The 12,045-nt window shown below is 72.3% G+C and carries 9 protein-coding genes and 2 pseudogenes; 10 read left to right on the forward strand and 1 reads right to left on the reverse strand.

Annotated elements, in window-relative coordinates; translation table 11 throughout:
* The first annotated feature begins 44 nt into the window (after positions 1-44).
* The 7 genes and pseudogenes from AC38ZX_RS04075 (at position 45) to AC38ZX_RS04105 (ending at position 8,669) form a co-directional block, all read left to right on the forward strand.
* Positions 45-1,805, forward strand: a complete 1,761-nt coding sequence (locus AC38ZX_RS04075; RefSeq protein WP_491296427.1) for an ABC transporter substrate-binding protein — start codon at positions 45-47, stop codon at positions 1,803-1,805.
* Between the two features lie 105 nt (positions 1,806-1,910).
* A pseudogene (gene typA / locus AC38ZX_RS04080) lies at positions 1,911-3,852 on the forward strand (translational GTPase TypA).
* A 4-nt stretch (positions 3,853-3,856) separates the two neighbouring features.
* Positions 3,857-3,958, forward strand: a pseudogene (locus tag AC38ZX_RS04085) (hypothetical protein); the annotation flags it as partial.
* Between the two features lie 167 nt (positions 3,959-4,125).
* Positions 4,126-4,749: a PIG-L family deacetylase gene (locus AC38ZX_RS04090; protein WP_491296428.1), complete on the forward strand. Its 624-nt coding sequence runs from the start codon at positions 4,126-4,128 to the stop codon at positions 4,747-4,749.
* A gap of 4 nt (positions 4,750-4,753) precedes the next feature.
* Positions 4,754-5,176 carry a hypothetical protein gene (locus tag AC38ZX_RS04095; RefSeq protein WP_426594586.1) on the forward strand — a complete coding sequence of 141 codons (423 nt, stop codon included), beginning with the start codon at positions 4,754-4,756 and terminating at the stop codon, positions 5,174-5,176.
* The gene (locus tag AC38ZX_RS04100) at positions 5,173-5,667 is read left to right on the forward strand and encodes a flavin reductase family protein (RefSeq protein ID WP_491296429.1); all 495 of its coding nucleotides are present in this window, start codon (positions 5,173-5,175) and stop codon (positions 5,665-5,667) included. The genes AC38ZX_RS04095 and AC38ZX_RS04100 overlap by 4 nt, the downstream gene beginning before the upstream one ends.
* A 152-nt stretch (positions 5,668-5,819) precedes the next feature.
* On the forward strand, positions 5,820-8,669 hold the full coding sequence (locus tag AC38ZX_RS04105; protein ID WP_491296430.1) for a VanW family protein: 2,850 nt from the start codon (positions 5,820-5,822) through the stop codon (positions 8,667-8,669).
* Here AC38ZX_RS04105 and AC38ZX_RS04110 read toward each other — a convergent pair.
* Positions 8,666-8,911 carry a putative acetyltransferase gene (locus tag AC38ZX_RS04110; RefSeq protein WP_426594589.1) on the reverse strand — a complete coding sequence of 82 codons (246 nt, stop codon included), beginning with the start codon at positions 8,909-8,911 and terminating at the stop codon, positions 8,666-8,668. The two genes, AC38ZX_RS04105 and AC38ZX_RS04110, sit on opposite strands and share 4 nt — an antisense overlap.
* Before the next feature lie 84 nt (positions 8,912-8,995).
* On the opposite strand from AC38ZX_RS04110, the gene fdxA reads away from it, so the two are divergent.
* The 3 genes from fdxA to AC38ZX_RS04125 all read left to right on the forward strand — a co-directional run bounded on the left by fdxA (position 8,996) and on the right by AC38ZX_RS04125 (position 11,979).
* On the forward strand, positions 8,996-9,322 hold the full coding sequence (gene fdxA / locus AC38ZX_RS04115; protein ID WP_426594590.1) for a ferredoxin: 327 nt from the start codon (positions 8,996-8,998) through the stop codon (positions 9,320-9,322).
* 10 nt (positions 9,323-9,332) lie between these two features.
* Entirely contained in the window at positions 9,333-10,472 is a 1,140-nt protein-coding gene (dapC, locus tag AC38ZX_RS04120; RefSeq protein WP_491296432.1) for a succinyldiaminopimelate transaminase, read from the forward strand.
* A 196-nt stretch (positions 10,473-10,668) separates the two neighbouring features.
* Positions 10,669-11,979, forward strand: a complete 1,311-nt coding sequence (locus tag AC38ZX_RS04125; RefSeq protein WP_426594592.1) for a citrate synthase — start codon at positions 10,669-10,671, stop codon at positions 11,977-11,979.
* The last annotated feature ends 66 nt before the right edge of the window (positions 11,980-12,045 follow it).

The raw sequence follows: 12,045 nt of genomic DNA on the forward strand, positions 1-12,045 counted from the left end.
GGCAAGCGGTGCGCAGTGGGTCACGTCTGACGGTCGCGGCGGTCGTGGCTGCGGCGGCTGCCACCGCGCTCGGGGCCTGCACGGCGCACCCCTCACCGCCCACGCGCTCGGGGACCGTCGTGGTCGCCGTCGCATCGCCCTTCACCTCGTTGAACGCGGGGACCGCCCAGGGCCGTGCGCCGGGCAGCACGCTGGTGCGCGGCCTCGTCCAGTCGGGGTTCGCGAGTCTCGACGAGAACGGCGCGGCGGTGCTCGACCCGTCGTTCGGCACGGTCGAGAAGGTGTCGGACGCCCCGCTCACGGTGAAGTACACGATCGCGAAGGACGCCACCTGGTCCGACGGCGTGCCCGTCACGCCGGACGACCTGATCCTCGAGTGGGCGGCGCGCAGCGGCCAGCTCGACGACGTCACCCCCGGCCTCGACGCCTCCGGTGAGGTGACCAACGACGACGCGCTCGCGGCCGGGGTGGCCTTCGCCGCCGCGTCGCCGGCGCTGGTCTACGCCGAGCAGGAGCCGGTCGTGTCCGGCGCGACGGTCACCGTCACCTACGTGACCCCCGTGCCCGACTGGCAGGTCGCCCTCGACGTCAACGTCCCGGCACACGTGGTCGGCCAGACGGCGCTGGGCGATGAGGACCCGGCCGTAGCCGCGACCGCCGTCACCACCGCGATCACCCGGCAGGACAAGAAGGCGCTGAGCTCGATCTCGGCCACCTGGCGCACGCAGTTCGACGCCGACGACCTTGCCCAGCACCCCGGCATGGCCGTCACCGACGGCCCGTACTCGATCGACCGGATCGTTCCCGACCAGCGCGTCGAGCTGGTGCGCAACACCCGGTACAAGGGCGACCGCCCGGCCACGTTCGACCGGATCGTCGTGCGCACCGACATCAGCCCGCTCGACGAGGTGACCGCGCTGTCGGCGGGCTCGACCGATGTGGTCGCCCCCGCGGACACCGCGGACGTGCTGGACGCGCTGGGCAAGGTGGACGCCGCCACGGTCCGCACGGGCGGCGACAGCACCCTTCAGCTTCAGCTGCAGGTGGCCGGCGGCGGCGTCTTCGACCAGGCGACGTACGCCGGCGACGCCGCGACGGCCGCCGCGGTCCGCACCGCGTTCCTGCGCACCGTCCCGCGCGACGAGATCGTCGATCAGCTGGTCAAGCCGCTGTGGCCGGAGGGGACCGTGGCGACGGGCGTCCTGCCGCAGGTGGGACCGGACGCCGGGGGAGCGGCAGCACCCGATGCCGCGGCCGACACCGACCAGGCGAAGGCCGACCTGGCGACGGCGAAGGTGACCGGACCGGTCGTGGTCCGGGTGCTCACCAACACGACGGACCCGCTGCGCACGGCGATGCTCAAGAAGATCACCGACTCGGCCGCGAAGGCGGGTTTCGAGGTACGGCCGTACACCCCGGTGCAGGCGTGGGCGGCGGACCTGCGGGGTGCCCCCGCCGCCTGGGACGTCGCGCTCGTGCCCGTCCAGCAGGCCGACCTGCCCGTCGACTCGGTGGTCACGCGGTGGCAGTCGAAGGGCATCGCCAACCTGACCGGCTGGGCCGACCCGGCCACCGACGCCGCGCTGGCGCCCGAGGCGACCGCGCTCGATCCGACGGCGGTGCCGAAGGCGCTGGAGCCCGTCGCGACGAGCCTGGTCACCGGCGGTGCCGTGGTCTCGATCGCCCAGCAGCCGATCGTCGTCGCCCAGCGAGCGCTGCCCGACGGCACGAAGCTGCCCGACGTGCAGCCGCTGGCCCTCGGCCGTGCCGACCTGACGTCGTGGTGGGCCTGGGCGCGCAAGTAAGTGGGTCTGGTCACCTCTGCCCCCGTACGCCCGTACGGACGGGTAGGATTGACCGGCGCAGCCGACGACCCGGCGCGCTCCCCACCTTCTGAGATGAGTTCCCCCATGTCTGAGCCCACGTCTGCGCCGACTGGCACGAGCGTGCGCGCCGACCTGCGCAACGTCGCGATCGTCGCGCACGTCGACCACGGCAAGACCACGCTCGTCGACGCCATGCTGTGGCAGTCCGGCTCGTTCGGCTCCCACGCTCACGTGGACGAGCGCGCGATGGACTCCGGCGACCTGGAGCGCGAGAAGGGCATCACGATCCTCGCCAAGAACACGGCGATCCGGTACACGGGTCCCGCGGCGGCAGAGGTCGGCCAACCCGACGGCATCACGATCAACGTCATCGACACCCCGGGCCACGCCGACTTCGGCGGTGAGGTCGAGCGCGGCCTGTCCATGGTCGACGGCGTCGTGCTGCTGGTCGACGCGTCCGAGGGCCCGCTGCCCCAGACGCGGTTCGTGCTCCGCAAGGCGCTCGTCGCCAAGCTGCCCGTGATCCTCGTCGTGAACAAGACGGACCGGCCCGACGCGCGCATCACCGACGTCGTGCACGAGGCCACGGACCTGCTGCTCGGCCTCGCCTCCGACCTGCACGAGGACGTGCCGGACCTGGACCTGGACGCGATCCTCGACGTGCCCGTCGTGTTCGCCGCGGCCAAGGCCGGCCGCGCGTCGATGAACCAGCCCGAGGACGGCGGCCTGCCGGACTCCCCGAACCTCGAGCCGCTGTTCAAGACGATCCTCGAGCGGATCCCCGCGCCCACCTACACGGAGGGCGCGCCGCTGCAGGCGCATGTCACCAACCTCGACGCGTCGCCGTTCCTCGGCCGCCTCGCCCTGCTCCGCGTCTTCAACGGCACGATCCGCAAGGGTCAGACCGTCGCGTGGGCGAAGGCCGACGGCACGCTGCAGAACGTCAAGATCACCGAGCTGCTCGAGACCAAGGCTCTCGAGCGCGTCAGCACCGACTCCGCGGGCCCCGGTGACATCGTCGCCGTCGCCGGAATCGAGAACATCACCATCGGCGAGACGCTGACCGACCCGGACGACCCGCGCCCGCTGCCGATGATCACCGTCGACGACCCGGCGATCTCGATGACCATCGGGATCAACACGTCCCCGCTGGCCGGCCGCGGCGGCAAGGGCCACAAGGTCACCGCCCGCCAGGTCAAGGACCGCCTCGACAAGGAGCTCGTCGGCAACGTCTCGCTCCGCGTCCTGCCCACCGAGCGTCCCGACGCGTGGGAGGTCCAGGGCCGCGGCGAGCTCGCGCTCGCCATCCTGGTCGAGCAGATGCGTCGCGAGGGCTTCGAGCTTCACCGTCGGCAAGCCGCAGGTGGTCACCAAGAAGGTCGACGGCAAGACGCACGAGCCAGTCGAGCGCATGACCATCGACGTCCCCGAGGAGTACCTGGGCGCGGTGACCCAGCTGCTCGCGCAGCGCAAGGGTCGCATGGAGACCATGTCGAACCACGGCACCGGCTGGGTCCGCATGGAGTTCCTGGTGCCCGCGCGCGGCCTCATCGGCTTCCGCACGCGCTTCCTCACGGACACGCGCGGCACCGGCATCGCGTCGTCGATCGCCGAGGGCTACGAGCCGTGGGCCGGCCCGATCGAGACCCGCATCAACGGCTCGCTCGTCGCTGACCGCTCCGGTCCCGTCACGCCGTTCGCCATGATCAACCTGCAGGAGCGTGGCTCCTTCTTCGTCCAGCCGACGCAGGAGGTCTACGAGGGCCAGATCGTCGGCGAGAACTCGCGCAACGAGGACATGGACGTCAACATCACGAAGGAAAAGAAGCTGACCAACATGCGGTCGGCCACCGCGGACAACTTCGAGAACCTCATCCCGCCGCGCAACCTCACGCTCGAGGAGTCGCTCGAGTTCGCCCGCGAGGACGAGTGCGTCGAGGTGACGCCGACGGTCGTGCGCATCCGCAAGGTCGTGCTCGACCAGACCGAGCGCGCGCGCATCACGGCCCGCTCCAAGCGCGCCTGACGTCATGTCGCTCGGCGGCCTCGTCGCGGTGCACGCGCACCCCGACGACGAGTCGCTGAGCACCGGCGCGCTGCTGGCAACCTGGGCGCGCGCCGGTCTGCCGACGACGGTGGTCACGTGCACCCGAGGGGAGCGCGGCGAGGTCATCGGAGAGGCGCTCGCGCACCTCGAGGGCGATGGCTCGGCCCTGGCCGCGCACCGCACGGGTAGCTCGCGGACGCGCTGGCCGCGCTGGGTGTGCGCGACCACGTGTTCCTCGATGAGGTACCCGGCGTGTCCGAGGACCGGTTCGAGGACTCGGGCATGGCGTGGGTGGGCACCGGGCAGGCCGCACTCGCCGACGAGGTCCCGCCCCACGCCTTCGTCGGCGTGCACCCGCAGGACGCCGCCGAGCGGCTGGCCCACGTCCTGCGCGAGCGGCGCCCGTCGGTCGTCGTCACCTATGAACCGGGCGGCGGCTACGGCCATCCGGACCACGTCCGGGCGCACGAGGTGACCCGGCGGGCGCTCGAGCTGGTGGACCCGGCGCCGTTGCTGCTGATGGCGGTCCAGGGCGAGCACGCCCTGCGCGCCGGGTATGCGGCCCTCGCCGACGTCGTCCTCGACGGTCCACTGCGTCGCCCCGACGCCGGCGGTCCGCTGCCGTCGGTCGCGGTGCCGGACGACAAGGTGAACCTGGCGGTCGACGTCCTGCCGGTGCGCGATCGCGTGCTGGCCGCGCTGCGCGCGCACGGCACGCAGGTGCAGGCCGTACGGTCGGTCGACGACGAGGTGGCGCTGGTGGGGTGCTACGCGCTGAGCAACGAGGTGCTCGCGCCGCTCCTGCCGGTCGAGACGTACCGGGTGGTCGGTGACCTCGACGGTGCGTGGCCGCCCGGCGTCCGCCGGATAACCTGACCGCGTGCGCACTCCCGTGGTCCTGCTGGGCAAGACCGTCCTGACCGTCGTCGCCGGCTTCGTCGTCGGCGCGATCGGCACGATCATGCACCGCAGCCTGCAGCCGTGGGGACTCGTCCTGAGCCTGGCGCTCGTGCTGGCGGCCGCCACCACGGTCCGTGCGTTCGGCGGCCTTGTCGCGTGGATCGGCTTCGTCGTGGCTCTGGGTGCGACCGAGCTCGTCCTGTCGCAGAAGGGTCCGGGCGGCGACGTCCTGCTGCCGTCCGGCCAGACGATCGGGCTCGTGTGGATCGGCGGCTCGATCGTGCTCGCGGTGGTCGCGATGCTCCTGCCGCGCGGCTGGTTCTCGGCCGAACCGTTGCCCCCGCGGCCCGGCACGCCCGTTCCCACGGCCGACGTCGCGGGGGAGCCGGACGTCCCGCTGTGAGCCCCGACCTGTCCGCCGACGACTTCCGGTCGGCCATCGGCCGGCTGCCGGCCGGGGTCGCGGTGGTCACCCTGCGCTGGCGTGACACGGTGCACGCCATGACCGCCAGCGCGGTCGCGTCCGTGTCGCTCGAGCCGCCGATGCTGTTGTTCTGCGTGCACGTCGACGCACGGTTCCGCGACGCCCTGGACGACGTCGACACGTGGGCCGTGAGCATCCTCGCCGACGACCAGGCGCACACCGCCGACTGGCTGGCCTCACCCGGGCGACCCGCGTTCGACCAGCTCGCGCGGGTCCCGCACCGCGCGTCGCCGCTGTCCGGTGGTGTGTGGGTGGACGGCGCGGCGGCCTGGTTCGACTGCCGGACGTCGGCGATCCACCGCGCCGGAGACCATGACGTGGTCGTCGGCGAGGTGCTGGCCGCCGAGCAGGGTGAACCGGGCGCCGGGGGACTGGTGCACCTGCGCGGTCGTGTCCGGCCCGTCCGCTGACGGTGTCCGATTGGTCCGGATCCCTTTGTCGTCCGGGCGTCGACATGCTGTGAATCACGGCCCGGCGCGCGATCTGGTCGTCGGGACAGCCCGCTCCGCCACGTAGAATCGCGCGGGCGCGTTGTGTGCGCGAGGAGCAGCAGGGGAGCGGTATGAGCAACGGCACCGAGCAGGACGGGTCCGGACGAGCAGGTGGCGGAGGCCCCACGTCGGGCGCCGGCGTGGTCGCGGACCCGGTCTGGCCCGTCTGGGGCGGGGCCCCGACGACGGCCGCCGAGGACCCGGCGCTCGACGCCGACCAGGGTGTCGACGAGGCACCCGCCGCGCTCGCACCGGACGACTCGGCCGCCGAGCCGGAGACGCCCGACGAGCCGGCGGCGGCCGAGCCCGACGACTCCGACGACCCTGTGGTGTCCGCCGAGACGTCGGGCTCCGCCGAGCCCGTTGCTTCCGATGAGCCGGCCGCCGCCGACGAGCCGGTTGCTTCCGATGAGCCGGCCGCTTCCGACGACGCGGCTGCTGCCGCCGAGCCGGTCGAGCCCGATGAGGTGGCTGGTGGCGGCGAGCTGGCCGCTTCGGGCGACGTGGCTGCTGCCGCCGAGCCGGTTGCTTCCGAGGAGGCGCCTGATGCCGACGAGCCGGCCGCCTCCGATGAGGTGGCTGCTGCCGACGAGTCCGGTGACGCCGATGAGCCGGTTGCTTCCGATGAGGCGACCGCTGCCGACGAGGCGGCTGCTGCCGACGAGCCCGTTGATTCCGACCCCCCTGCTGCGTCCGAGGGGCCGGTTGCTTCCGATGAGGTGGCTGCTGCGGGCGAGCCGGCCGCCTCCGTTGACGCGGCTGCTTCCGACGAGCCCGGTGATGCCGGTGAGCCGGTTGTTGCCGACGAGTCGAATGACTCCGTTGAGCCGGGTGCTGCCGAGGCGGCGGAGCCCGCCGACGACCGGACCGAGGTCCTCCCGCCGGTGGTGGCCGCCGCGGTTGCGCCCGCGGCAGTCGCGCCCGTCGTCCAGCGTGTGCCGGTCGCCAACGCCGCGTCGGCGGACACGACGGTGCCGGTTGGAACGCCCGCGGCGGCAGCCAAGCGTGCGCCCGCGGAAGCCGCGGCCCCGACCGCGGTGATCCCGCCGGTCGCCACACCGGCACCAGTCCCCGCACCCGCACCGGTCCCCGCACCCGCACCCGCACCCGCGAGCGCGTTCGCGCCCGTCACGGCCGCCGCCGCGGCGGCCTCCGGCACGATCAACGCCGGCCGGGTGCCGTCGAGCGAGCGCACCCCGTCGCCCTTCGACGTGTTCGAGCCGGAGGACCGCCGTCGTCGCTGGCCGCGTCGGCTGGCGATCGTCGGCGGCATCCTGCTGGTCCTGTGCGCCGGGTACGTGGCCGCGTCGTACGCGGTGGCCGACACGGTCCCGCGGGGGGCGAGCGTCGCCGGGGTCGACATCGGCGGCCTCAAGTCGGCGGCCGCGGTGACCCGGCTCGACACCGAGCTCGCGGACCAGACCACCAAGCCGATCCCCGTGGTGGCGCAGGACACCCAGGCGACGCTCGACCCGGTCGCGGCCGGCCTGACGTTCGACGCGCAAGCCACCGTCGACGGGCTGACGGGCGTCGACCTCGGACACCCGAAGCAGCTCTGGGACCACATCGTCGGAGTCGGGGCGCAGCAGCCCGTGACGGCCGTCGACGCCAAGAAGCTCGCGGCGTCGGTCGACGGCCTGGGCACGGCGCTGCAGCTGTTGCCCGTCGACGGCACCATCGTCTTCGTCGACGCGACGGCGCAGTCGACCGCCGCCGTGGACGGCTGGGACCTGGACCCTGTGGGGTCGGCGAAGGTCGTCTCCGACGGCTGGCTCGACGCCCCCCGGCCCCTGCAGCTGCCGACGACGGCCGCGGCGCCCGCCATCACGCAGGACGAGACGGACGCGGCCCTCACCGAAGCGACCAAGGTGACCTCGGCGCCGGTCTCGGTGACGGTCGACGGGCAGGTGGCGTCGCTCGACGCGAAGACCCTCGCCGCCAACAGCGCCTACGTGCCGACCGACGGGGCCCTGGTCCTGCAGGTGAACGGCGACGGCCTCACGGCGGCGGTCGTGGCGCAGCTGCCCGGGCTGCTGCAGCCGTCCGCGGACGCCCACTTCGAGTTCGTGAACGACGCCCCCGTGATCGTCCCCGGCACGCCGGGCACGACGCTCGACCCCAAGGCGGTCGCCACGGCGGTCTCGACGGCGGCGGTCTCCGACAACCGCTCCGCGACCGTCGAGCTGAGCCAGGCGGACCCGTCGCAGTCGACGGCCGCGCTCGAGGCGCTCGGGATCAAGGAGATCGTCTCGGAGTTCGACACGCCGCTGACCAGCGAGCCGCGCCGCACGGTGAACATCACCAACGGCGCCAGCAAGATCAGCGGCACGCTCATCAAGCCGGGCGAGACGTTCAGCCTGACCGACGCGCTCGGGCCGCTCGACGCGGCGCACGGGTTCGTCGAGGCCGGCGCGATCGTCAGCGGCGAGCACACGGACGCGTGGGGCGGCGGGCTGAGCCAGGTCTCGACCACCACCTACAACGCCGCGTTCCTGGCCGGGTTCGAGGACATCGAGCACAAGCCGCACAGCGAGTGGTTCGCGCGCTACCCGGAGGGTCGCGAGGCGACGATCTTCACGGGCACGCTCGACATGCGCTGGAAGAACAACACCCCGTACGGCGCCCTGGTCCAGGCCTGGGTGGCGAACAACCGGGTCTACGTGCGGGTGTGGGGCACCAAGTACTGGTCCGTGGAGTCGATCACCAGCCCGCGCAGCAACGTCGTCCAGCCGACGACCGTCTACTCGCAGTCGCCCACGTGCGAGGCCTCCTCGGCCGGCAACCCCGGGTTCAAGGTCACCGTGACGCGCAAGACGTCGCTGAACGGCGAGCTGAAGAAGACCGAGTCGAACTCCTGGACGTACAAGCCGCAGAACAAGATCATCTGCGGACCTGCGCCGGCCACCGCGCCGACGGGCTAGTCGGACGCCGGGTGCCGTCGCGCGGGTGGCGGCGGCACCTGCTTCGTCAGGACGATGTCCGCGGCAGGCACCCGGACGTCGCCTCGGCGGGTGCGGACGACGACGCCCTCGTCGTCGACCGCCAGCACCTCCCCGAGGACGTCGGTGTGCCGCGGCTCGCCGGCCGCGGGCCCGTCGTCGCGAAGCCGTCGGACGACCACCCGCACCCCCGGCGACCAGGCGCGCCACGTGGCGTCGCTCACGGCACGCTCCGTGGACAGGCGATCGCGGGGGCGGTCATGTGAGCGATACTAGGAGCGACCCCCGGCCACTGTGGAGGACCGACCGTGACGTATGTGATCGCCGAACCTTGCGTTGATGTCAAGGACAAGGCGTGCATCGAGGAATGTCCCGTGGACTGCATCTACGAGGGCAAGCGGTCGCTGTACATCCACCCCGACGAGTGCGTCGACTGCGGCGCGTGCGAGCCGGTGTGCCCCGTCGAGGCCATCTACTACGAGGACGACGTCCCCGAGCAGTGGACCGAGTACTACAAGGCGAACGTCGAGTTCTTCGACGACCTCGGCTCGCCCGGTGGTGCCGCGAAGATGGGTGAGATCGACAAGGACCACCCGATCATCGCGACGCTGCCGCTGCGCGTGCACGGCGAGTGACGCCTGCTCGATGGGCCTGCTGACCGGAGCGCTGCCGGACTTCCCCTGGGACACCCTGACGCCGCACAAGGAACGCGCCGCCGCGTTCCGAGGCGGCATCGTCGACCTGTCGGTGGGCACGCCCGTCGACCCGACGCCGTCGGTCGTCCGGGAGGCCCTCGCGGCCGCGGCGGACTCGCCTGGCTATCCGACGACGGCCGGCACGCCCGAGCTGCGGCAGGCCGTCGTCGACTGGTTCGCGCGGCGACGCGGGGTCCGCGGGCTCGACCCGGCGGGTGTGCTGCCGACCATCGGCTCCAAGGAGCTCGTCGCGTTCCTGCCGTCGTTGCTCGGCCTCGGCGCCGGCGACGTCGTCCTGCACCCGTCGGCCGCCTACCCGACGTACGACGTCGGCGCGCGGCTCGCGGGCGCGACGCCGGAGCCGACGGACGACCCGGCGACGCGGCTTGCCGACGGTGGCGTCCGCCTGGTGTGGCTCAACTCCCCGGGCAACCCCACGGGCGAGGTCCTGGGCGTCGAGGAGCTCGCCCGCATCGTCGACGCGGCGCGGGCCGCAGCGGCTCGCGACGGGCGACCGGTCGTCGTCGCCTCCGACGAGTGCTACGCCGAGCTGGCCTGGGCCGAGCCGTGGGCCTCGCAGGGCATCCCGAGCGTGCTGGACCCACGCGTGACCGGTGGCGACCTGACCGGGCTGCTCGCGGTGTACTCGCTGTCCAAGCAGTCCAACCTCGCCGGCTACCGCGCGGCGTTCGTCGCGGGGGACCCGGCGCTCGTCGGCGAGCTGCTCGAGGTGCGCAAGCACGCCGGCATGATCGTGCCGGGACCCGTGCAGGCGGCGACCACCGCAGCGCTGGCCGACGACACGCACGTCGCGGACCAGCGTGAGCGGTACCGACGCCGCCGGACCACCCTGCGCGCCGCGTTCGAGCAGGCCGGGTACACGATCGACGGTTCCCACGCCGGGCTGTACCTGTGGGTCCGCCCGGAGGGTGGTGACCAGGACAGCTGGTCGACCGTGGCGGACCTCGCCTCGCTGGGCATCCTGGTGGCGCCGGGCGCGTTCTACGGCGCACCGCGGCATGTCCGGGCGGCGTTGACGGCGACGGACGAACGCATCGCCGAAGCCGCCGCGCGCCTTGCCGGGGCCTGACGCAACCCCGCCCAACACCCTGTGATCGTCGTCACAGCCCCAACGACGCGTCCAAGATTGGTCACGGAACGTCTTGCGCAGGTACCGTCGATCAAGGCCAACGGGGGCCGGAACGTGCACGCCGAACGGCGGCCATCAGCTGGCGGCAAGGACTCGCGGACATCCCGCCACCGAGCCGCCGCAGGAGAGGAACACCATGTCGGACGTTGCCACTGGGTTGGTTCACGTACCCGTCCAGCTGATCGTCGACGGGAAGTCCAAGGACCTGCCGATCGTGACCGCGACCGAGGGCAACGACGGCATCGTCGTCTCCTCGCTCCTGCGCGACACGGGTCTGGTCACGGTCGACCCCGGGTTCATGAACACCGCGTCCTGCGAGTCGAAGGTCACCTACATCGACGGCGACGAGGGGATCCTGCGCTACCGCGGCTACCCCATCGAGCAGCTGGCCGAGAAGTCGACGTTCCTCGAGGTCGCCTATCTGCTGATCCACGGCGAGCTGCCGACGCCGGCCGAGCTCGACGCGTTCGTCGAGCGCGTGAACCGGCACACGATGGTGCACGAGGACTTCCGCACGTTCATGGGGACGTTCCCGCGGCACGCGCACCCGATGACGGTCATGTCGTCGGCGCTCAACGCGCTCGCGGCGTTCTACCCGGAGTCGCTGGACCCGTTCGACCCGGAGACCATCGAGCTGGCCACCGTGCTGATCCTGGCCAAGACGCGCACGATCACCTCCTACGTGCACCGGGCGTCCAAGGGTGAGCCGCTGCTCTACCCCGACTACTCGCGCGGGTACGTCGAGGACTTCCTGCGCATGACGTTCGCAGTGCCGTACCAGCCGTACGAGGCCGACCCGAAGGTCGTCGCGGCGATGGACCAGCTGCTCATCCTGCACGCCGACCACGAGCAGAACTGCTCGACGTCGACGGTCCGCATCGTCGGCTCCAGCCACGCCAACCTGTACGCGTCGGTCGCGGCGGGCATCAACGCGCTGTCCGGTCCGCTGCACGGCGGCGCCAACGAGGCCGTGCTGAAGATGCTCACCGAGATCCAGGCCAACGGCGGTGACGCGACGGAGTTCATGAAGCGCGTCAAGAACAAGGAGCCCGGCGTCCGCCTCATGGGCTTCGGGCACCGCGTCTACAAGAACTACGACCCGCGCGCCGCGATCGTGAAGAAAAGCGCCGACTCGGTCCTGTCCGCCCTCGGCGGCAACGACGAGCTGCTCGACCTCGCGATGGGCCTCGAGGAGATCGCACTCTCCGACGAGTACTTCATCTCGCGCAAGCTCTACCCCAACGTGGACTTCTACACGGGCCTGATCTACAAGGCGATGGGCTTCTCCGAGGAGATGTTCACGCCCCTGTTCGCGCTCGGCCGGATGCCCGGCTGGATCGCCCAGTGGCGCGAGATGATGACCGACCCGCAGACGAAGATCGGCCGCCCCCGGCAGATCTACACGGGCGCCGTCGAGCGCGACTACGCGGGCATCGAGACCCGCTGACGCGACCGCGACGCCCGCGCTCGCCGTCCGCGCTCCGGGCGTCGGCACCGACGGGACAGTCATCGG

This window comes from Cellulomonas sp. McL0606 (genome assembly GCF_058248365.1).